The 21,539-nt window shown below is 42.7% G+C and carries 19 protein-coding genes; 14 read left to right on the forward strand and 5 right to left on the reverse strand.

Annotated features, from left to right (window positions below; genetic code table 11):
• The first annotated feature begins 192 nt into the window (after nt 1-192).
• The 6 genes from W293_RS0108815 to truC all read left to right on the forward strand — a co-directional run bounded on the left by W293_RS0108815 (nt 193) and on the right by truC (nt 6,894).
• Entirely contained in the window at nt 193-930 is a 738-nt protein-coding gene (locus W293_RS0108815; RefSeq protein WP_025652086.1) for an SDR family NAD(P)-dependent oxidoreductase, read from the forward strand.
• 157 nt (nt 931-1,087) lie between these two features.
• Nucleotides 1,088-2,869 carry an NAD(P)/FAD-dependent oxidoreductase gene (locus W293_RS0108820; protein ID WP_025652087.1) on the forward strand — a complete coding sequence of 594 codons (1,782 nt, stop codon included), beginning with the start codon at nt 1,088-1,090 and terminating at the stop codon, nt 2,867-2,869.
• A gap of 16 nt (nt 2,870-2,885) precedes the next feature.
• Complete coding sequence (locus W293_RS0108825; protein WP_025652088.1) at nt 2,886-3,944, forward strand: DUF1365 domain-containing protein; 1,059 nt, start codon at nt 2,886-2,888, stop codon at nt 3,942-3,944.
• A 132-nt stretch (nt 3,945-4,076) separates the two neighbouring features.
• Entirely contained in the window at nt 4,077-5,471 is a 1,395-nt protein-coding gene (locus tag W293_RS0108830) for an SAM-dependent methyltransferase (RefSeq protein WP_025652089.1), read from the forward strand.
• Between the two features lie 76 nt (nt 5,472-5,547).
• Complete coding sequence (locus W293_RS0108835; protein ID WP_025652090.1) at nt 5,548-5,958, forward strand: DUF2177 family protein; 411 nt, start codon at nt 5,548-5,550, stop codon at nt 5,956-5,958.
• Nucleotides 5,959-6,093: 135 nt separating this feature from the next.
• The gene (gene truC, locus W293_RS0108840) at nt 6,094-6,894 is read left to right on the forward strand and encodes a tRNA pseudouridine(65) synthase TruC (RefSeq protein ID WP_051395126.1); all 801 of its coding nucleotides are present in this window, start codon (nt 6,094-6,096) and stop codon (nt 6,892-6,894) included.
• A 159-nt stretch (nt 6,895-7,053) separates the two neighbouring features.
• Here the strand turns inward: truC and ampC are convergent, their stop codons facing one another.
• Nucleotides 7,054-8,229, reverse strand: coding sequence for a class C beta-lactamase (gene ampC / locus W293_RS0108845; RefSeq protein ID WP_025652092.1), 1,176 nt, complete (start codon nt 8,227-8,229; stop codon nt 7,054-7,056).
• A 353-nt stretch (nt 8,230-8,582) separates the two neighbouring features.
• On the opposite strand from ampC, the gene W293_RS0108850 reads away from it, so the two are divergent.
• The 3 genes from W293_RS0108850 (at nt 8,583) to W293_RS0108860 (ending at nt 11,185) form a co-directional block, all read left to right on the forward strand.
• A complete protein-coding gene (locus W293_RS0108850; protein ID WP_025652093.1) occupies nt 8,583-9,128 on the forward strand; it encodes an acyl-CoA thioesterase in 546 nt (181 codons plus the stop codon).
• A 231-nt stretch (nt 9,129-9,359) separates the two neighbouring features.
• The gene (locus W293_RS0108855) at nt 9,360-10,484 is read left to right on the forward strand and encodes a cation diffusion facilitator family transporter (protein WP_025652094.1); all 1,125 of its coding nucleotides are present in this window, start codon (nt 9,360-9,362) and stop codon (nt 10,482-10,484) included.
• 11 nt (nt 10,485-10,495) lie between these two features.
• Nucleotides 10,496-11,185, forward strand: coding sequence for a DUF2059 domain-containing protein (locus W293_RS0108860; protein WP_025652095.1), 690 nt, complete (start codon nt 10,496-10,498; stop codon nt 11,183-11,185).
• 142 nt (nt 11,186-11,327) lie between these two features.
• Here the strand turns inward: W293_RS0108860 and dps are convergent, their stop codons facing one another.
• Nucleotides 11,328-11,810 (reverse strand): DNA starvation/stationary phase protection protein Dps, encoded by a 483-nt coding sequence (dps, locus tag W293_RS0108865; RefSeq protein ID WP_025652096.1) that lies wholly within the window; start codon nt 11,808-11,810, stop codon nt 11,328-11,330.
• A 513-nt stretch (nt 11,811-12,323) separates the two neighbouring features.
• Between dps and uvrB the strand changes: the two genes are divergently transcribed.
• The gene (gene uvrB, locus W293_RS0108870; protein ID WP_025652097.1) at nt 12,324-14,435 is read left to right on the forward strand and encodes an excinuclease ABC subunit UvrB; all 2,112 of its coding nucleotides are present in this window, start codon (nt 12,324-12,326) and stop codon (nt 14,433-14,435) included.
• Nucleotides 14,436-14,503: 68 nt separating this feature from the next.
• On the opposite strand, the gene W293_RS0108875 is transcribed toward uvrB, so the two are convergent.
• On the reverse strand, nt 14,504-15,058 hold the full coding sequence (locus tag W293_RS0108875) for a hypothetical protein (protein ID WP_051395130.1): 555 nt from the start codon (nt 15,056-15,058) through the stop codon (nt 14,504-14,506).
• Nucleotides 15,059-15,461: 403 nt separating this feature from the next.
• Between W293_RS0108875 and W293_RS0108880 the strand changes: the two genes are divergently transcribed.
• The 3 genes from W293_RS0108880 (at nt 15,462) to W293_RS0108890 (ending at nt 18,404) form a co-directional block, all read left to right on the forward strand.
• Nucleotides 15,462-16,514, forward strand: coding sequence for a pyridoxal phosphate-dependent aminotransferase (locus W293_RS0108880; RefSeq protein WP_025652099.1), 1,053 nt, complete (start codon nt 15,462-15,464; stop codon nt 16,512-16,514).
• A 182-nt stretch (nt 16,515-16,696) separates the two neighbouring features.
• Nucleotides 16,697-17,749 carry a pyridoxal phosphate-dependent aminotransferase gene (locus W293_RS0108885; protein ID WP_025652100.1) on the forward strand — a complete coding sequence of 351 codons (1,053 nt, stop codon included), beginning with the start codon at nt 16,697-16,699 and terminating at the stop codon, nt 17,747-17,749.
• Nucleotides 17,750-18,026: 277 nt separating this feature from the next.
• Nucleotides 18,027-18,404, forward strand: coding sequence for a hypothetical protein (locus tag W293_RS0108890; RefSeq protein WP_025652101.1), 378 nt, complete (start codon nt 18,027-18,029; stop codon nt 18,402-18,404).
• A gap of 146 nt (nt 18,405-18,550) precedes the next feature.
• Here W293_RS0108890 and W293_RS16335 read toward each other — a convergent pair whose 3' ends face one another.
• A complete protein-coding gene (locus W293_RS16335; RefSeq protein WP_025652102.1) occupies nt 18,551-20,209 on the reverse strand; it encodes an alkaline phosphatase D family protein in 1,659 nt (552 codons plus the stop codon).
• A gap of 224 nt (nt 20,210-20,433) precedes the next feature.
• Nucleotides 20,434-20,823, reverse strand: coding sequence for a hypothetical protein (locus W293_RS0108900; protein WP_025652103.1), 390 nt, complete (start codon nt 20,821-20,823; stop codon nt 20,434-20,436).
• Nucleotides 20,824-21,138: 315 nt separating this feature from the next.
• On the opposite strand from W293_RS0108900, the gene W293_RS17015 reads away from it, so the two are divergent.
• Nucleotides 21,139-21,539 (forward strand): helix-turn-helix domain-containing protein (locus W293_RS17015; protein WP_037025970.1); only part of this gene is annotated, 401 nt, incomplete at its 3' end.

Below are 21,539 nucleotides of genomic sequence, written 5' to 3' on the forward strand. Positions count from 1 at the left end.
TTGATTGCGAAGTCACAACAATAGCGCCGCAGCCTTATACTATAATTATTTAGATTTGATAAATAAGTGATGTAATTAGTTAATGTAAATGTTACTAATACTCACTCTCAATAAAAACAAAAAACGAATTATAAGTGCTTTATACCCGTCACAATTTCTATATGATAAAAATGGTTAACAAGGATATTAACGATGACAAACGCTCCCGAAAAACAACACATACTTATCACTGGCGCGACCTCAGGTATTGGCAAGCAACTGGCCAAAGACTATCTGCTAGACGGTCATCATGTCTATGCCGTTGGACGAGATGATGAAGCACTGGCTGAGCTGAAAGCATTAGGGGCAGAGACGATTGATTTGGATCTTATGGATCGAGAAAAAGTCATTGCCGCCTTTGATAAGGTTAGCCAGATTGATGTGGCCATTTGCGGTGCTGGCATGTGTGAGTATTTAGACATGCCAAACTTTGACAGTAGTGTGTTTATGAAAGTCATGTCAGTCAATATGGGCACGTTATCGCACGCCATCGAAGGGGTGTTGCCAAAGCTGATTGCTTCAAAAGGTCGCTTGGTCGGTATCGGCTCAGCCTCTGCTTATGTGCCTTTTGCTCGTGCCGAAGCCTATGGTAGCTCAAAAGCCGCTATCCATTATCTTATGAAAACCTTACAGATTAGTCTTGCTCCGCAGGATATCTCGGTGAGCTTAGTCGTTCCCGGCTTTGTCGAAACGCCAATGACCAAACAAAATGATTTTCCCATGCCATTTATCCAAACACCAAAACAGGCAAGCCAAGCGATACGCGATGGTATTGCCAGCGGCCATGATGTTATCGAATTCCCTAAAAAACTCACCTTGCCATTAAAAGTGCTGGGTACATTGCCAGATTTGGTCTGGCAACAAGTGGGTAGTAAGCTGAGTAAAAAATAACAGCCTAGGGCATGTCTTCATTGTTAGCCCTTTGAGATGAGTTTCAGTTGGATAGAGGATATGCTCTAACGATTAAATGAATGAAATGCCCTTGTGTTTATAAAATATCGCTCGTCCAAATAATAGCAAAAACAAAAATATAGAAAGGAATGCTTTTATGCTGTTTAACCGTCGTAAGCGTGCCAGTACGAATACAGTGTCAACCAATAAAAAACAGCCCAACGCCTTTAAAGATTCAGCTAATGCGCCCGCGAAAAAGCGTATCGCTATCATCGGATCGGGGGTCTCAGGACTGACTTGTGCTCATTATTTGGTCGCAGAGCATGAGGTGACGATATTTGAAGCCAGTGATTATATTGGCGGGCATGTAAATACCATTGATGTGGCGCTACAAGATGGCAAAAAAGCAAAGAGCAGTAAAGTAGAAAACAGCGCAATAGACACCGGTTTTATTGTCTTTAATGAGCGTACCTATCCCAACTTTTTTCGCTTACTCCATGAGTTACAAGTGCCGTTTCAAGCAACGGATATGAGCTTTTCAGTAAAAAATATCGCGCGTCATTTTGAGTATAACGGTCACACGCTCAATACCTTATTATCGCAGCGCAAGAATGTCCTCAATCCTAAGTTTTGGCAATTTATCAAAGATATCCTACAGTTTAATAAGCATATCAAGCAGCTGCGCCAAGATTATGATGCGGCGCGTGCACAGGGGCAAGATGTCAGCGGTTTTACTGCGCAAACATTGGGCGATTATCTAGCGCAAAAACGCTATGGGTCGCTATTTACCGATAATTATCTGCTGCCTATGGTGTCTGCTATTTGGTCAGCCAGTCTGGATGACGTACAAGATTTCCCATTGGTATTTTTTGCCCAGTTTTTTGATAATCATGGACTGCTCGATGTAGTCAATCGTCCGCAATGGTTCACCATCAAAGGCGGCTCTAAACAATATGTCAATAAATTGCTGCCACGCTTTGTCAAGGCAGGCGGCCAGGTAAGGGTAAATTGCCCGGTGCAGTCTGTTACTCGTATGGGTGCTGATGATGGCGACAAGGTGACGTTGACCATTCAAGATAAGAGCCGCACTGATGATAAGGTTGAACACCTTGTGTTTGATGACGTTATCTTTGCTTGTCATGCAGATACCGCGCTCAAGATTCTAGCAGATGCCAGTACCGATGAAGCTGAGGTGTTGAGTCATTTCCGCTTTAGCAAAAATACCGCTGTCCTGCATACTGATACTCAGGTGTTGCCCAACAAGCCTCTAGCATGGGCAAGCTGGAACTATCTTATTGGTAATGAGACAGATGCAAAGGATGCTTTAAAAAATGACGTGATTGATGCTGGCAAGCAGGCTGCCTCAAAGCCAGTACTGACTTATCATATGAATATCTTGCAGCGGCTGACCAAAAAGCATAATTATTTGGTCACCCTCAATCCAGCAACCGTTGATAAAGGTATTGATGACAGACAAGTTATTAAGCGTATTGACTATAGCCATCCTATCTTCGACAAGGCGATGATTGAGGCGCAGACACAATGGTCACGCATCTCTGGCAGTGGTTTGCATACGCATTTTTGCGGTGCGTATTGGTTCAATGGCTTTCATGAAGATGGTGTACGCAGTGGTCTAAGAGTTTGCCAAGCGCTTGGGTATGATATTGACATAAAAGACGAAGTCGACCCAAGTCACTTGCCGGATAGTGATAGCGCACACACGCCGTTTCGTTATAAAGACTTGCCAGTAAAAGCCGATAAACAGTCGCGCACACTGACAAAGCGTCAGGTAGTGACGGCAACGACCAATCAAGAATTGGTTGATTACGTTCACCGTTTACAGTCTGCCGCTACTGACTCGCCGCAAAAGAAAAAACGTGGCTTATTTGGTCGGCGTAAAGCCGAGCAACATAGTACCAAGCAGCATAGTAATGAGTGAAATAAAAGAGAGCATTATGATGACCCCAGTGCATCCGTCTCACGCAATGTCAACTCATGAGTTACCTTGTACCTCTGACAGCTTGCCGCACCAGTTATTTCATGGGAATACGTGGCACAGTCGGCTACTGCCAAATGTGCATAAGTTTGTGTACCCGTATCGCTATTGGGGTGTCAATATTAGCGCGTTAGCAGCAGGGCAGGCGCTCCCTGAAGTCGATACAGCAGGCTATGGCAAACGTCAGTGCCTAAAAGGGCTGCCACTATTTTCCACAGGAAAAAAGGCATTACAGCAGTTTTATCCTGATGATTATTTACAAGGCATATCACAAAGATTAAGGTCGCAAGAGCCAAATAGCCTAAGTGAAAGTAATAATCCAAATGATGCCAGAAAATCGCTTGATATAAATGCTAAAAACGGTGAAGAAGCTAATAATAGAGTAGCCAACAATAAATTAGCTAACGTCAGTAGCTATCAAAAACTTGAGCAAAGACTGCGTCAGGCTTTTATGAACCATGCTGGTAGCGCGCCAAGTGGTGACATGTTGGGCTTGGTTGTCTGCCGCAATGCTGGTATATATTTTAGCCCCGTGAATTTTTATCTGGGTTTTGATGAGCAGCAACAGCCAACGCATTTACTGGCTGAGGTCTCTAATACGCCGTGGAATAAACGTCACTATTACGGATTTTTATTAGATGGGACGGACACCGAATTCTGCCATGATAAAGACTTTCATGTCTCACCATTTAATCCTATCGACCAGCTCTATCGCTGGCAGGTTAAAGTTAAAAAACAGCCAGATAACTGCTTACAAGTGCGTATTGCCATCGATATTAGCGACGAGCGGGGAGAGGTGCTAAAGACTGGTATCAAGGTGTCTGGGGTGCCGATGACCGAGGCAACGGTTCGCGATAGCTTACGCAAAAATCCGCTGATGAATATGACCTCGCTAACGCGTATTTATTGGCATGCGTTTAAGCTTTATGCGATTAAAAAAGTGCCTTATATTAATTATGATGAAAAGCTAGCCGATAGCAAACAGCAGCAAGCGGCTAATAAAAAAGACATCATTTAGCCAGTGCAAAGTTAACATTCGGTATAAATGTAAAACTCAGTACAGAATTGAAATCAAGTTTCAGAATTAAGCCACGCGACTTCAAGAGCCTAATGTCCAAACATAAGGCCTTTAGATAAGGATAAGTAGACGATGTCAGCACGACCGACCAATAGAAATCCAGCTTCGACATTAGGAAGATTTACCGCACGTATCAATAAAACCGTCAATGACAGCACCGTATTGCGACCAGTCAATGACAGTATTAATAATTTGGCACGAAAGTTGATCTTTCGCGCGTTGGAGCATATGCAGTTTGGCAGCCTCACATTGATCGAAGCATTCGATGAGCAAGCGCCTAAGACCCAGAGCTTTGGTACCAAGGCATCTGAGGCGATGAGCAGCTCAGCAGTGGGTCGCCATCCCTTAAACGTCACATTGATGATTCATGACAGTGCCGTCTATCGCCAATTGTTATTTGGTGGTTCGATTGCCCTAGCAGATAGTTATATCAATGGCGAGTGGGATACGGATGATCTGACAGGCTTGATTCGACTGGCAGCGCGCAACTTAGCCGTGCTTAACCAGTTAGAAAACCGCTTCGCTGCGGTCAGCAAAACTTTTGAAAAAGCCAAGCACCGACTGCGTAGTAATGATAAATCTGGCTCAAAATCCAATATCTTAGCGCATTATGATTTGGGCAATGATATGTATGAGCGGTTTTTGGACGATACCATGATGTACTCATCGGCAGTATATCAGTCGCCTGATACGACACTGAGCGATGCCCAGCAGCATAAGCTAGCGCTTATCTGTCAGCGTCTACAGCTGAGCGCTGACGATCATGTCATTGAAATCGGTACTGGCTGGGGCGGCTTTGCTATTTATGCCGCCAAGCATTACGGCTGTCATATAACGACAACGACCATTTCAGATGCGCAGTATAACGAGGCACAGCAGCGGGTCGAAGCTGCCGGACTGTCTGATAAAATCACCCTTCTCAAGCAGGATTATCGTGAGCTGACTGGGCAGTATGACAAGCTGGTCAGTATTGAGATGATTGAAGCGGTCGGACATGAATTCTTGCCGACGTTTTTTGCCAAGTGTAATAGCTTGCTTAAGCCAACAGGGTTGATGGTGCTGCAAGCGATTACCTTTAATGATCAGAACTATCAAGACTATATCGATTCGGTCGACTTTATCCAGACCCATATTTTCCCTGGTGGCTGTCTGCTCTCAAACCAAGAGCTCAATACCCAGTTTACTGAGCAGACCGATATGGTCATCAAACAGTTGCATGATTATGGCTTTGATTATGCCTATACATTACGCGATTGGCGCACAGCTTTTATGGCGCAGCGCAATGAAATCAAAGCACTCGGTTATGATGAAGCCTTTATTCGCTTGTGGGAGTTTTATTTCTGCTACTGTGAAGGCGGCTTTTTGGAGCGTACCATCGGTGTGGTACAAGTAACAGCGGTCAAACCAAATAACATCGACACGCTACATTTTTCTGATTTACCAGCGGCAGACAAGGTATCCGCTTAACGCACTGTTTGACATGAGGTTGCGTATTGGTGCAAAAGCGCCTAATGCTGAGCAACCCTGATAAAAGGATATTATTATGGCTTACGTATTTATCTATCTGGCTGCTGTTGTCATATTTTTGGGTGTTGATGCAGTTTGGCTTACGACCATGAAAGGGGCTTTTTATGAGTCGCGTATCGGTCATCTATTGGCTGATGAGCCCAATATGATGGCCGCTGGCGTGTTTTATATGTTTTACATATTGGCACTCTGTATATTGGTTCTGTATCCGCAAATCAAAGCACAGGCATCGGTCGGCCATATCTTCTTACTGGGTGGTCTGATAGGACTGATGGCATATGGCACTTATGACTTTACCAACTTAGCTTTGTATAAAGGCTTTACCTTAGATACCGCGTTAGTAGATTTTGCGTGGGGCGGAATTTTAACTGGCTCAGTGAGTGCGATCGTCGCTTGGCTGGCGTACCGTTTTCATTGGTTGAGCTAACCAGCATATACCGCCTATTTCTCTGAAACACAGTCCGAATTTATTATGTCACTACAAGGGCAATAAAATAAAAAGGGTATATATAAAAGACAGTAGATATATAATTACATTATTTAAAATAATAGTAACTAAAGTATGAGCATCGAAAACATAGATATCGAAGGTAGCACAGTCAATCAAACCGCTAATCTAATAGAGATTATCTATGAAGATGAGTTTTTGGTGGCGATTAATAAAGAGGCGGGTTTACTCGTACATCGCAGTTGGCTGGACAAAGGCGAGACCCGCTTTGCCATGCAACTCACTCGTGATGCAGTAGGTTGCCATGTATTTCCGGTGCATCGGTTAGACAAGCCGACATCAGGCGTGTTGTTGTTCGCCAAGAGCCCAAGCGTCGCGCGCAGCCTTACCGAGGCTTTTACTGCCCATAACGTTACCAAGCAGTATTTAGCTGTGGTGCGCGGTTTTATGCCAGAGCAGGGTACTGTTGATTATGCGTTGAGTTTCAAGCCCGACGCCATTGCCGATAAGTTTGCCAACTTGGACAAACCCGCTCAAGATGCGGTGACCCACTGGCAGAGTTTGGCTCAAATTGAGCTGCCATTTGCGGTATCAAAAAAGCATGATACGAGCCGCTACAGTCTAGTGCGCTTAACACCTGAGACTGGTCGCAAGCATCAGCTGCGTCGACACATGAGACATTTATTTCATCACATAGTGGGTGATACTAGCCACGGCGACGGACGGCACAACAGATTTTTTCGTACTCAATATGGCTGCGAGCGCATGCTGCTGCATGCCCAAACTTTAGCGTTTAGCCATCCAGTCACCGGTGAGCCATTGTTGCTAAAAGCAGGACTAGACGATCAATGGATGAACGTCTTGGAAGAGTTCTCTTGGGTAAATGCGCTATATATTAAGCAGGATAAAGTTTAGGTTCTGTCTTAGAAGGTCATATCAAAGTAGTTGAAATACAGTCACTACAGATGAAGGCTTAAATCCTGAGTGAGGACTTGAAGCTTGATATCCGGTCTATATGTGCTAATAGGTCAAGCTGTTGATACAATATCAGCGTACTTAGCTGGTGGCTCATGCTCAATGAGTTATTGCATTCTCTAAAATCATATACGCTGCTTTGACCCTATCTGCATTGGGATAATTTTTATTTGCCAGAATGATAATGCCTGATTTTTCGGCAGGAATATAAGCGATATAGCCACCAAACCCATTAGTAGCGCCTGTTTTGTTGACCCAGACATTGTTTAAAATAGGCGTTGGATGGTTGTCTATTTTAATGGCTTGAGGCTTTAGCACCACATCCATTGAGTTACCTTCGAGTAAGGTATCTAGCTGAGTAGGATAAGGGTACATCTCCCATCCTAACCCTTGTGTAAAAGTGCTCGCCTGATAGTAACCCTTTCTATTATTGTCTAACGCTTGCTGAATATCTTTATCCAACGGCACAAGACCCATATTAGCAGCCATAAAATGCGTCATATCTTTAATGGTGGATTTAATGCCATAGGCTTCAGCGTCTAACATGCCAGCATTGACTCGGATAGCATCGCCAGCAGCGTTATAACCAAATGCATAATCCGCCATTTTGTCACTAGGCACATTGATAAAGGTGTTGGGCATATTGAGTGACGGTAGTATTTTTTCTTCCATCAATTGTGTGTAATCAGCGTCCATGCTCAATGCCGATATATAGCCAAACAGACCGATACTGGCATTGGAATATAAACGCTTTGAGTTGACCGGAAAGACTGGCTGCCAAGATTTATAATAACGGAGCAACTCTTTATTATTTTTAACCTCATCAGGTACTTGTAGCGGTAGACCACCAGCGGAATAGGTGGCTAGGTTTATAAGCTTAGTATTGCCAATGGTGCTGTTTTTTAGGTAGGGAATATATTTATCAGCCGTATCTTCTAATTTAAGTGTGTCATTTAATTCTGAATAACTGGCTAAGGTAGCAGCAAACGTCTTACTGATTGAGCCTAGCTCAAAAACAGTGTTTTCTGAGACAGGTATTTTGGCTTTCTTATCAGCCAAACCATAATAATATAAATGTGATTTACCATCGATAATAACGCCAAAAGCCATTCCTGAAATATTATGCTCATTCATTAGTAATTTAGCTTGTTGATCAACGGCGCTCTTTAGTTGGCCATTATTATCTGCTGCTTGTACGGTTCCAGATAGTAATGATGCTGTCACTAAAGCGGTAAGTCCCACTTGATTTAAAAGGGTTTGAAAGTGCTGTTTCATTATAGAGTTGCTCGTTTATTCTGATAGATTTATTAACGATCGTTTGATGCTTCAATGATTATGGGAACAACTCTTACTTTAATTTTAGGAGTATTATTTCATGATACTTAACCTCTGACAATATAGAGCTGTCCAGTACAATGGATTGATTCCTCTGAAGTACTCACCAATATAACCAGCTATTTGCATCCCTAAATCCTATTTATAAAACACTCAAAATAGACTGCTATAATGCAACCTATTATAATAGATTGTGAGAATCGTTATCTTTATAAAAAAATACTTAAGGCATGTGCTCAAAACCCGTTTGGTCACTTAAGACCAATAAATTTTAGAAAACCGTAAGGAATGTTATGCCCCAGTACAATACTACCTCAACTGCCAAAAAAGCCCCTTTAAATCATGAGCTATATATGACGGTGCTAATGACCCCTGATATGGCAAATTTCATCGGCAATGTCCATGGTGGTGATTTGCTCAAAATGCTCGATCAGGTCGCTTATGCCTGTGCCAGTCGCTATAGCGGTAACTATGTGGTGACCCTATCAGTTGATCAAGTGATGTTTCGTGAGCCAATCTATGTGGGTGAGCTAGTGACCTTTGCTGCGAGCGTCAACTACGTGGGTAGAACGTCGATGGAAGTAGGCATACGTGTCGAAGCAGAAGATGTACGGGCGCGCACGGTTCGTCATACCAATAGCTGCTACTTTACGATGGTCGCCATTGATGACAATGGCAAGCCAACGCCAGCGCCACCGCTTGATATCAAAAATGTGATGCAGCAGTGTCGTTTTGATGCAGGCTTAGAGCGTAAAAATCTACGTATGCAAAGCTCACACCGTCCTAGCTGTGATATAGAGGATATGATTGGTGAGCTGTCAAGTAGTCGTGAAGATTAAGCCAAATAGAACGCTTAGCCAAGGGTTGTAAATTAAGAGCTAAGATAGTGTTGGTCATCTAAAGTAAACAGCGATTCACTAAAAAGTTACTGATAGTTTATCTAAGACTGCGCTATCTTTTATGCTAGCCATTGCGGTTGCTTCATAAGTATTTACTAGAACAGCATTTACTGTAAGCAAAAACTAGGATAGAGACAATGGTTACCCATTCGCTATTTTACTGAGACTATTATGAGTTTAAAGCCATCAAAAACCAATTCACATAGTCCTACTACTGATCAGCCAGCACCGCATCATAATCGTGCTCGCGGTACTGGTACGCTCATTAATAAGACCCATTCTGATGGTAGTTCTCGTTCTGGCTTCGATGATGTGTCTAAGCCAGCAGCCGATAAAGATGAGCAACATTCTGCCTCATTGACGACGGTATTGATTGCTGTTGGGGCCAACCTCATCATTGCGATTGCCAAAACCATAGCCGCCTTTATGACGGGTTCTGCCTCTATGATCGCAGAGTCTGCGCATTCTTGGGCAGATGCAGGTAATGGGACTTTATTAATTGTCGCCGAAAAAAAGGCCATCAAACCTGCTGATAAAAGCCATCCGCTTGGCTACGGTAAAGAGTCGTATGTCTGGTCGATGATTGCCGCTTTTGGTGTTTTTATGGCAGGCTCTATTGTCTCCATTTATACCGGTATTACCGAGTGGAACGCGGCTGAGAGTGAGACCGACTATACGATTGGGTTTATTATATTAGCAGTAGCTTTTGTACTCGAAGGCTTTTCGTTAGGACAGGCTTACTTGCAAAGCAAAAAGCATGGTGAAGCGATCAATGTCAGCGCCATCGGCTATGTGGTCGATACGTCTAACCCCACTTTGCGCGGTGTGTTTTTTGAAGATTTAGCGGCTGTGATTGGCTTGCTTGTCGCTGCGGCTGCGATGGGTATGCATGCTTATACCGGACAGCCCTTTTGGGATGCGCTAGGTTCTATCGTCGTCGGCCTATTATTGGGTGTGGTTGCTATCTTTTTAATCAGCCGTAACCGCGACTTTTTGGTCGGCTATAAAGTATCCGATAGGATGCATTCCTATGCGTTGAGCGAGCTGCTCAATCATCCAGATATTGATAGTGTGTCTTACTTGCATCTAGAGTGGGTAGGGCCAAAAAAAATATTTATGGTGGCGGCAGTAGATATCGCTGGTAATCAAAAAGAAAAAGAAATCGCGCAAAAATTTGAAGACATTGAAAGCCAGTTCCGTGCCGATCCCTTATTCCAAGAAGCCATTTTGACATTGTCAGTGCCTAATGCTGAGGTGCTCAGTTTGCCCAAAAGTAACGATAAAGTTGCCTCATAATGAGAAGTAATATGAAACTAAGTCTGCAATCTATTGTAGAAAGTAAAGTCGGCTGTTCCATCATGGTTCGTTCATTAAGTGTGGCGGTTATGATGATTACTACAGTAGTCAGTCTGACTCAGGCCAACGCTGAGTTAGTTATTCACAATGAGCCTGCTCAACAGCAGATAGTAAGTGCCAATAGCGATTCTATTAACAATACCGCTTTCATGAATAATGATATCTTCCCAACAGATACGTCTATTGTTAAGTTGATGCAAGTGATGCATATTGATGAGCAAATAGAATCTATCGTTAACGGGCAACAAGCGGCTATCGATGCTATTAATACGCAACAGACGCGCACTCAACAAAGAGACAATGGCAAACTGAACAAACGCCAACGTGAGCTACAAGAGCAAATTCAAAGTGTATTGGGTCAATATGCCAAGATAATGACCAATGGTATAGGCAACGCCACTGACAAGCAGACGTTGACCCAAGCGTATATTAACGCAGCAAAAAATTACTATACGCAAGTGGAAGTTGATGCTCAAATTGGCTTTTATGACACAGTAATTGGTCAAAGTATCTTGGCTAAACAGCCACAAATTACAGCAGCCTTTTTAAAGCAATCTTTGCCTGATGATACCAGTGAGACAGAAGCGCAATTGGGTGAGTTATTACCGCAAATGCAAGAGATTATCAAAGGTGTATTTTAATTGATAGTTTAGCTATTTTAGCGCCAATCTTAATTTTGTCACGCATAAAAAAAGGTCACCCAATGGAGTGACCTTTTCTTTTTTACTTTATCTATAGCGATTCGACTAATCGGTATTGAGATTAATCAACACTATAAAATATTTATTTTTTTGGTGCATTAGCGCCAATGAACCATGCATCTTTATCAACAGTACGGCTAACTTCTGTTAGTAGATCGGCAGTATCTTCATCGCCTGCATCACCTGCAGTATCGATGCCTTCACGTAATGATGCTGCAATGGTTTTATAACGATTGGTCAGCTCACGTACATGCTGATCAACTTCGCTGATATCAGTAGGGTAAGTCTCTAAGATAGAGTCTTCAACCACACGCTTAGAGATACCATTGGCCTTACCGCCTAGGATAACAATACGTTCAGCGACCGTATCATAAGCTTCAGTCAAGCGGCTATAGGTATCATCAAGTAGCTGATGCACGCCGATAAAGCCAGTACCTTGAAGATTCCAGTGACATTGCTTACTGTCCATACTCAAATCAATGAGATTTGCTAAATTAGCATTCAATAAGTCGATCATTTTCTTTGCGGTTGCGTCGTCTATTCCACTTGCGTAACGTTCTCTCATATTTTACTCCATTATTTAGATTTATTTTATTGGGTTTACTTTTCTTTTTGTTAGAAAGGTATCCAAGCACCGTTTAATTTATCTGTTTAGATTGGTTGATTCAAAGTAACCATAGGCCAATTACTATAAAAGACATATTGTTAAAAAAGACAGATTGCTATAAATAAAATTTGTCTATGGGCTGTACTTATTTTCAACAGTGCTTGTTCTTAACGAGTTATTTCATAAACGATAATAGCAGCTCATGGCACTGTTGGTACCCTCAAGCGTTAGGCTTTGTTAGGTGGTCGTGTAATGACTTTGTTAACCATGAAAAGCTTTGTAAATTTATCAGAGTCTGTGTGCGGTTTTTATGACAATTTGCAATTTTTCTCATCATAAATTCTATCTCTATCAGCGCTGTTCTATGACGGGCTATACGAGCCTAGCCTAATGACTAGACTCACGATTGTCCTTTAAAAACTGCTCGTCAGACCCCATATTGTTATAAACCTAAAGAAGAAGAAAGCCATTATGCGTATGCCCGAACCGCGCTCATCGCGTCAGTTAAACCAATTGGCCACTCAGCTCCAAGGCGAAGCTGAAATTAGTGGTGTTAATGCGTCTGGGACGCAAATATCAAGTCGTGCTTTTGAGATGGTCACAGAGTTTGAGCCAGCAGGCGATCAACCGCAAGCGATAGAAAAGCTCGTCAACGGTATTAATTCTGGCATGGATGAGCAGTTACTACTGGGTGTAACGGGTTCGGGTAAGACCTATACCATGGCCAAGGTCATCTCTGAGACGCAGCGTCCAACCATTATCATGGCACATAACAAAACGCTTGCCGCGCAGTTATATGGTGAGTTTAAGTCATTTTTTCCAAACAATGCCGTTGAGTATTTCGTCAGTTATTATGACTATTATCAGCCGGAAGCCTATGTCGCGGCAAGTGACACCTTTATCGAAAAAGACAGCGCTATTAATGATCATATCGATCAGATGCGTCTGTCAGCGACGCGAGCACTCCTAGAGCGCCGTGATGCAATTATCGTCGCCTCAGTATCGTGCATTTATGGTTTGGGTGATCCAGAAAGTTATCTAAAAATGCTGCTGCACGTCGTCGTCGGTGACAAAATCGATCGTACTGCTACCATTAAACGCCTCGTTGAAATGCAATATACGCGCAATGAGTTAGACTTTGGCCGTGGTACGTATCGCTTGCGTGGCGAGCTGCTAGATATTTATCCTGCTGAGTCTGAGCAGCTGGCGGTACGTGTGCATTTATTTGACAATGAAGTGGAGAAAATCACGTGGTTTGATCCCTTGACGGGTAAGACGGTACGTAGCGTGCCACGTATTACTATCTATCCAAAATCGCATTATGTGACGCCGCGCAACAAGTTAGAAGCTGCCAGTCATACCATTCGCGCTGAGCTTGAGCCACGTTTAGAATATTTCCGTGAAAATAACAAGCTGATTGAAGCACAGCGTCTCAAAGAGCGTACCCAGTATGATCTTGAGATGATTCAACAGCTCGGCTATTGCAACGGTATCGAAAACTATTCGCAGCATCTCTCTGGTCGTCCATCAGGGGAAGCGCCGCCGACGTTGTTTGACTATATTCCAGAAGACGCACTGCTGTTCCTTGATGAGTCACATGTCACTGTTTCGCAAATCGGTGCAATGTATAAAGGCGATAGATCACGTAAAGAGAACTTGGTCAATTATGGTTTCCGTCTGCCAAGTGCTATGAATAATCGTCCGATGAAGTTTGAAGAGTGGGAGCGTATCAAGCCTAAGACTATTTATGTCAGTGCCACGCCTGCATTGTATGAGCTTGAGCACAGTGAGCAAGTGGTAGAGCAAGTTGTCCGTCCGACTGGTCTAATTGATCCTGAGATTGAGATTCGCCCTGTATTGACGCAGGTCGATGATGTGTTATCAGAGATTACTAAGCGTCGAGAAAAAGATGAGCGCGTGCTGATAACTACCTTGACCAAGCGTATGTCAGAAGATTTGACCAGTTATCTAAAAGAATACGACGTCAAAGTTGCTTATCTGCATTCGGATATTGATACTGTCGAGCGTATGCAAATCATTCATGAGTTGCGGACTGGCGTGCATGATGTACTGGTCGGTATTAACCTATTGCGTGAAGGTTTAGATATGCCAGAAGTGTCATTGGTCGCAATATTTGATGCGGACAAAGAAGGCTTCTTGCGTTCTGAGCGTGCCTTGATTCAGACCATTGGTCGTGCTGCGCGTCACATCAATGGTAAGGCTATCCTTTATGCTGATCGCATTACCAACAGTATGCAAAAGGCGATAGACGAGACCGACCGTCGCCGTGAAAAACAGGTAGCATTTAACCTTGAGCATAACATTACGCCAAAAGGGGCACGTCGCAGTATCACCGATAAAATCGATACGGGTGACGATCAGAATGCCAATGACAATCAAGTGATTCCTATCAAGAGCAATCTGCCTGATGTCGATATCAGCATTTTACGCAGTCCTGATTTGCTGGCGAAAGAAATCAACCGTCTTGAAAAGCTTATGAAGCAGATGTCACGTGACTTGAAATTTGAGGATGCCGCAAAAACGCGAGATAAAGTGCTAGAGTTAAAGGCGCATTTGATTTAACAAATTCTTTGGAAGATAGAATAGGGCGAGTTGCTAAGGTAACTCGCCTTTTTTAATTAATAAATATATTAGATCTGATTTGATTTTTTAAATAGTTCTTTTCTGAACTTACCTAGATGTACTGTCCATTCACAACACAAATCATGAAGTTGGTGCGCTAATGGACGACAACATTCAGGAGTAAAGAATTCAGGGTTTGTATATTCCAAAAAATTACCATGGCAAAGATTGTGTCTTATGCGCACTATTTCCACATCGGTTTTATTTGGTTTTTTAGAGTTTAAATTGTCCAAAAATAGACTTTCTTCTGGAAAGGCTAGGGCTTCTATAGGCAGCCCATTATTTTGAGCTGCTAGTAAAAGACTATTGCTTAAAGTAGGTATGTTATCAAGTTCAGTCACTATACATGGCTTTTTAATCTGAGACATAGTTATTCTGAGAGAAGCTTCAATACCATTTATAAAGCTCGTGCAAGCTGGTAAATAAAGCTCAGAGTCCAATGCCGAAAGTGCTTGAGTAAATAACCAGTGAACTTCAGCACCTAAATTATGATTCAAGAAGAAGAATTTTCTTTCATGTTCTATGCGTATTTTTTGCAAGTAAGACTCTTCTTCGCTCATCATTTCATATGCTCCCTTCATACTCATATATTTCAAAAAATTCATGTGGTCATAATAAATTATAACTATTATATACTCGCCAGTGTTAAACGTAGCTTTAAATTTCCTAACTTAAGGCAGATAGCGGCTCTATATATAGAATAAAAAGGCTGAACGATCATAGCTTGAAAGTGTTTTTTGGTAATTTGCATCCTATATTTTTCATAGCAGTATAGGTGACGACAAGTCACAGTCTCTTGTGTTGAATTGAACCAATATTAGGATTAAAAGAAAGGGCTTCATAGGTGTAAATTAATAACTAAAATTTGGTTGTAACAAAACTTGTGTTTATACTAAATGCCCCTTAATATGATATCAATTAGCAATATGAACTTATAACAACGGACGTTAAGGCACATAATCCATCATGAAAAATAATAAATTCTTAGAATTAAATGCGAATGAAAACTCACTAGGTATGGCAGATTCTGCCAAACAAGCCATTATAGAGTCTTTAGGTGAGGGCTTTCGTTATCCAGATAATCCACGCGCGGCGCTCATTAGCAAAATTTCCACCATCCATGGTGTGGCAAAAGACCAAATCTCCTTAGGCAATGGCTCGACTGAAAATATTCGAGCGACCTTACAGATGCTGCAAAACAAAGCACTAAAAGAGGGCAAGCAGTTTCAAATGGTGATTCCTGTGCCAACGTTTGATTGTGCAGAGATGTATGCAAATTCCATTGGCGTGCCTGTGGTCAAGATACCGTTAACCACTGAAAACTATGATTATGATTTTGATGAATTACAAAAAGTAGCTGACGATTTTGATGGTATTAGTCTGCTCTATATTTGCAATCCAAATAATCCAACTGGCATCATTACATCAACTTCAAGGCTTAAAACCTGGGTAAGTAATGCACCAGATAACCATTACTTTTTATTAGATCAAGCTTACTTGGAGTATGTGTCAGACCCAAGCTTTGAGAGTGGGATTGAGTGGGTGAAACAAGGGCTATCAGACAATCTTATTGTTATCCATACTTTTTCAAAGTTATGTGCTTTAGCTGGTATGCGAGTGGGCTACGCGGTTTCTAACCCGCAAGCTATTGAGACTGTCGAAGCCTTTATGTCTATGGACAATACCAACTTGTCGGGTGCGGTCGCCGCCATTACGACGTTAAATGATGCAGAATTTTTAGCACTCAGCTTGCGCAATACCAATCAATCGCGCCGGATGATTGAGACCGTGTTAGACGATCTGGGATTGCGTTATTTACCCTCACAGACCAATTTTATTTTTCATGAAATAAAGGGTGACTTAAAAACATACATCGATAGAATGCGAGACAATGGCATAAAGGTTGGGCGTGAATTTCCCCCTGTTACCGGATTCAACCGCCTAACGCTTGGCACGCCTGATGAGATGGCAGCATTTATTAAAGTATTAAAGCTGTTCCGTGAAAAAGGCTGGGTCTAATGCATGGCGTGCAAGATGCGCGTAGGGCACTTGTATTCACATTGAATGCGCCTTACCATATTAATACTTATCGGTATAAAGCTTACCATTCATCTGACATACCAATGCAAAATAGTAGAGCAGTAAGTTTGATACTGCACATCGTAATTTTGGTGTTGATATAAATTAGGCGTATTACTATAGTGCTTACCAAGCAATTATTAGAGCTGAACTCTAACGAAAACTCACTGGGCATGGCAGACTCTGCCAAACAAGCTATCCTCGACTCTTTGCGCATCGGTTTTCGTTATCCAGATGATCAACGCGCTGCGCTTATTAGTCGAATTGCCAAGATAAATGGCGTGATCGAAAGCGAAGTGTCACTTGGCAACGGCTCTAGCGAAAACATCCGAACCGTGGTGCAGATGCTATTAAATCTTGCATTTAAGACCGGCAAGCGCTTCCAAGTGATTGTGCCTGATCCTACTTTTGCTTACGCTGAGTTGTATGCCAGCTCGCTTGACGTGCCCGTCATCAAAGTACCGTTGAAGCCCGAAAGCTACGATTTTGACTTTCAAGGTTTGCAAAAAGCTGCCGACGATTTTGATGGCATCAGCCTGTTTTATCTTTGCAACCCTAACAATCCAACTGCCACCATTACCTCAACCGCGCCTTTTAAACATTGGGTAGCAAACGCTCCTGCAAACCACTATTTCTTATTAGACGAAGCCTACTCAGAGTACGTCAACGACCAAAGCTTTGAGAGTGGCGTCGAGTGGGTAAAGCAGCAGCTAACAGCCAATCTAATTGTCGTTCGTACCTTTTCGAAGTTATGTGCTCTGGCTGGCATGCGCGTCGGTTATGCCATTGCCAATCCATCTATGATTGCGGCTATCGAGGCCTTTACTTCTATCGATAATACCAACCTTTCAGGTGCCGTTGCCGTGCTAGCAACCCTCGACGATGAGGGTTTTTTAGCCCGCAGTTTGCACAATACCAATCAATCACGGCAGATGGTTGAAGCGACTTTAGATGAGTTGGGGCTGAGCTATCTGCCCTCACAAGCTAACTTTATTTTTCATGAGGTCAACGGTGAGGTGAAGATTTATATGGACAGAATGCGCGAGTATGGCATTGTGGTCGGTCGCAAGTTCCCACCGATTGAGGGTTTCAGTCGGCTAACGCTTGGCACGCCTGATGAGATGGCTGTCTTCATTAAAGTACTAAAGTCGTTTCGTCAAAAGGGTTGGGTGTGATTAAGCCAGATAGAATAGTTTCATAATTAGAAAAGGGGAGTTGCCTAACGTACAGCCTCCCTTTTTTATTGCAATAGGATAGAGGAGCCAGAGCTAATATTTCATTTTTACCAACATCAAACGCAGTTTTACATATCCGGTCTTAAAAAATATCACGTCATCTTATAGTATTGACTCATAAAGCACGAACGAACAAGCAGCAGATTACATGCTGGACAGTGGCAATAAAATCAGGCGTGCTAACGTATATTATAATTTTAAGGTCAGGGATATATCCATGTTTGATATCAAATCATTTTTTAAAAGAGAAGTAGAAAAAAAACTCATCAATGTAGACGATTATATTTTTATGCCTGAGCGAGTAGAGATGGAGCTAGAGGGCGGATTATTAAATTGTGTACTCAACAGTGATGGTCGAGTCGATATTTTTTATAGTAAGCAAGGAGTGACAGAGGTTAGCTCGGCATCACGTAAGCACCCCTTTACGGCATTCGAAACTGAGCTATATCATGGTGTTTATGATGACGTTATTAATGATTTGATCAAAGAAGTAGACAAGATTATCGATGGCTCTTCTAAGTATTTTAGTCGCAGCAAAATACTGCCCTTTACAGCAGCGCTGTCACAGAGTCCAGTTGATAAAAACAAGTTCTAAGCCAAGCTAATACGCTGAGAGGAGTGAACGATACAAAGACTCAGCAACAAAAAGGGTGCGTTATTTATAACGCACCCTTTTTATTATTTTGTATTCTCAACGAACATTACTTTAACGCTTTAAATATCTGTAGTACTTAACGATACTTATATTTTCACTCCGAAGGCTTTATTTACAGCAGCTAAAGCCGCGACATTGGCGATAGGACGAGATTGACTGCCCTCAACCAAATGATTGGTCTTCGTCTGGGTATACAGCCCTTTGGCAAAGCGCGTACCGTCATCACGCTCAGTCAGCGTGTCGGTATAGTACCATTCACACTGACAAGCCTCTTCAGTGATATCGAGTAGCATATAACCACGATCGGTCTGATTGTTGAACTTCTGATGTGGATTTAGCTCAATGCCTGCTGTCTCAGGGAAAGGTAACGAGGTCAGCGCCGGACAGACGAACTCTACCGCTATTGAGCCCTCGCCTGTCGTTGGATTATAACGGCTTGCATCAAACGGATCTTTGCATATATCAAAGGCAAAAGAGGCGTGATAATCGCCAGTTAATACGACGGTATTGTCGATACGATTGTCTTCGATAAAGTCGAGCAAGCGAGTACGTGCGCTCGCATAGCCATTCCAGATATCGCCAGAGTTGGTCGCAAAAGTGCCTCTAAAGGGCGCTAGAATGACTTGTTGTCCCAGTATCTGCCATGTCGCATTGCGGCGTTTGCCTTCTTTCATATTTAGATAGAGCCAGTTTTCTTGCTCAAGTCCCAACAGTTGACGTTCAGGCTCATTGCTGGCTTTCGCATCGAGCTTTTCTCGACCAAATATACGCGTGTCTAGCATATTTAGATCAAACAACTTACCAAACTCAAAGCGTCGATAAATCCTCAGCTGGCTATCCAGTTCATTGCTGCTATCGTCACGAATGGGCATCCACTCGTGATAGGCGCGAACCGCTGACATTTTACGTTCTATATAGCTGCCTTTGCTTTCAGTATGGAATCCAGCACCACCTTTCCATGAGTTGTCTGCAATCTCATGATCGTCCCAAACGGCGATAAAGGGGTGTTGACGGTGGCATTCTTGCAAGTCAATATCAGTACGATAGCAGGCATAGCGACGACGATAATCTTCTAAGCTAATAATTTCGTTTTTGGGCTCTATCGGACGCTCTTCGATCAGTGACTGGTCACGATAAAAGCCCTCTGGATACTCGTAAATATAATCACCCAAATGCAGGACAGCTGATATATCTGCTTGCTTAGCGATATCTGCATAGCCATTAAAGTAGCCAAAGCCATAATTGGAGCAGGATACCACTGCCAAGCGCACGCGGTCTATTGCGCTCGCAGGCAAGTCTGGCTGTGGAATAGTGCGTGTGCGACCAGTAGGAGAGAGGTAGCCTAAGGCTTCAAAAATATAATAGTAGGTGGTGTCGGATTTTAGGGACTTGGCATCGACTTTGACGGTAAAATCAGACTCTGAAGTAGCCAACGCTCGGCCTTGAGTGACGATGTTTTTTAGCTCAGGATCGGTAGCCACCGTATAGCTGACAGGAATACTGGTAGCATTGATGCTACCGTCATTGGTGATGCGCGTCCAGAGTATTACTCTATCTTGTAAAGGGTCACCGCTGGCGATGCCATGTACAAAGGGTGATGCGCCTTGATAGCCCAAGTCGTCTACCTTATCCAAGGTATTCGAATTGGTGGAGTCATCGTCTGATGAGCAAGCACTTAGCTGGGTCAACAAAGTACCCGCCACCGTTACTTGACTACCTAGTTTTATAAACGCACGTCTTTTCATCTATCATCCTTGATATCTGTTAAAAGTAATGACCATTTAAAGTCAGCTTAAAATAACTAGGATAACAGCAATTCAGCTAAAAGTACTGCTAATAGTCGACTGATTTTGACAATTTATCCGATTTATATAAGGCTGGCTATATTTTAATAATCTCTATAAATAAGCTGAGTTAAGCAATCGATAACCCAGCTTATGTTAGCTCCAAAAATACAAAGCGTTTTAATTTATTTGGTGAAATTTGCATAACAGGTTTGTAGAGATTTGGCGACGACTCTGGTCACCAACTGTGTGCGGTATTGGGTGTCTATCGCTGCATTACCCAATTCAACAAGGGTCACTTGCTGCGGTGCTTGCTCACTGACACAGCCACAGACATTGCTTTTTATCGCTTCTTCTTGTGTTTCAGTCATGGCTACACTGGCAATGCGCCAGGCACTTTGTTTTTCGATCTGACTACGGCACTGATTATCAACTGCTGCTTTAAATACGTTCATACCGATATTATTTGCTGTACCAATCGCATTACCGGTATTGGTATTCATGCCGTCAGTCGCCGTGCAACCCGCTAGAGCGAAGGTAGCAAGCATAGCCGTTGAAATTAAGATTTTTTTCATGGGTTAGTCCTTTAAGGTCTTGATTGATTTTAAAGTGTCTGTTTGATAAAACTGACATTGGTAGCAAGGGATAATCGCTAGGCGAAACGTGTTTTGTCCAAGCAGGTCGTATATTATCAGCAAAACTTATCAATGACACCATCAACCATTATCTTAAACCTCACCTTACCTCTGACTTGCGTGGTTTTTATAAATATTCACCAATTCTTTAAACCCTAGATTCAAATAAGAAGTGCAACGTTTTAAAAGAATGAGTTGAAGAGTAAGATGTGCCGTGTTGCATTTCAAACTTCAACTCCTACATATCAGAACGTTATGAAACACTATACACATCTTACCCAAGAGCAAAGATATCAAATATCAGCGCTATTGCAAGCTAAAAAAGGCATGAGTGAAATAGCTAGAATTATTGGCTGTCATAAATCAACGGTGAGTCGAGAGATAAGGCGAAACATGGGACAAAGGGGTTATCGCCCCAAACAAGCCCATCGATTGGCAAACGCGCGCAAAGTTGTGAATAGCTCACAGATCAGCCGCTTTGGCTGGTGCTATATTGATCATCTACTCAGCAAGCACTACTCACCTGAGCAAATCACAGGGCGACTGAGAATGCTGGGTTGGCAAGAGGTCCCAAGCCATGAATCGATATATCAACACATCTATACTGACAAAAAGGCAGGGGGTAACTTACATAGCGCCCTTAGATGTCAAAAGCG

Origin of the sequence: Psychrobacter sp. TB67 (assembly GCF_000511065.1) — a bacterium.
GTDB classification, from domain to species: domain Bacteria; phylum Pseudomonadota; class Gammaproteobacteria; order Pseudomonadales; family Moraxellaceae; genus Psychrobacter; species Psychrobacter okhotskensis.

Excerpts from the sequence above, each read along its gene's own strand:
- W293_RS0108815 (WP_025652086.1), top strand. The coding sequence starts at position 193 with ATGACAAACGCTCCCGAAAAACAACACATACTTATCACTGGCGCGACC.
- W293_RS0108820 (WP_025652087.1), top strand. The coding sequence starts at position 1,088 with ATGCTGTTTAACCGTCGTAAGCGTGCCAGTACGAATACAGTGTCAACC.
- W293_RS0108825 (WP_025652088.1), top strand. The coding sequence starts at position 2,886 with ATGATGACCCCAGTGCATCCGTCTCACGCAATGTCAACTCATGAGTTA.
- W293_RS0108830 (WP_025652089.1), top strand. The coding sequence starts at position 4,077 with ATGTCAGCACGACCGACCAATAGAAATCCAGCTTCGACATTAGGAAGA.
- W293_RS0108835 (WP_025652090.1), top strand. The coding sequence starts at position 5,548 with ATGGCTTACGTATTTATCTATCTGGCTGCTGTTGTCATATTTTTGGGT.
- truC (WP_051395126.1), top strand. The coding sequence starts at position 6,094 with ATGAGCATCGAAAACATAGATATCGAAGGTAGCACAGTCAATCAAACC.
- ampC (WP_025652092.1), bottom strand. The coding sequence starts at position 8,229 with ATGAAACAGCACTTTCAAACCCTTTTAAATCAAGTGGGACTTACCGCT.
- W293_RS0108850 (WP_025652093.1), top strand. The coding sequence starts at position 8,583 with ATGCCCCAGTACAATACTACCTCAACTGCCAAAAAAGCCCCTTTAAAT.
- W293_RS0108855 (WP_025652094.1), top strand. The coding sequence starts at position 9,360 with ATGAGTTTAAAGCCATCAAAAACCAATTCACATAGTCCTACTACTGAT.
- W293_RS0108860 (WP_025652095.1), top strand. The coding sequence starts at position 10,496 with ATGAAACTAAGTCTGCAATCTATTGTAGAAAGTAAAGTCGGCTGTTCC.
- dps (WP_025652096.1), bottom strand. The coding sequence starts at position 11,810 with ATGAGAGAACGTTACGCAAGTGGAATAGACGACGCAACCGCAAAGAAA.
- uvrB (WP_025652097.1), top strand. The coding sequence starts at position 12,324 with ATGCGTATGCCCGAACCGCGCTCATCGCGTCAGTTAAACCAATTGGCC.
- W293_RS0108875 (WP_051395130.1), bottom strand. The coding sequence starts at position 15,058 with ATGATGAGCGAAGAAGAGTCTTACTTGCAAAAAATACGCATAGAACAT.
- W293_RS0108880 (WP_025652099.1), top strand. The coding sequence starts at position 15,462 with ATGAAAAATAATAAATTCTTAGAATTAAATGCGAATGAAAACTCACTA.
- W293_RS0108890 (WP_025652101.1), top strand. The coding sequence starts at position 18,027 with ATGTTTGATATCAAATCATTTTTTAAAAGAGAAGTAGAAAAAAAACTC.
- W293_RS16335 (WP_025652102.1), bottom strand. The coding sequence starts at position 20,209 with ATGAAAAGACGTGCGTTTATAAAACTAGGTAGTCAAGTAACGGTGGCG.
- W293_RS0108900 (WP_025652103.1), bottom strand. The coding sequence starts at position 20,823 with ATGAAAAAAATCTTAATTTCAACGGCTATGCTTGCTACCTTCGCTCTA.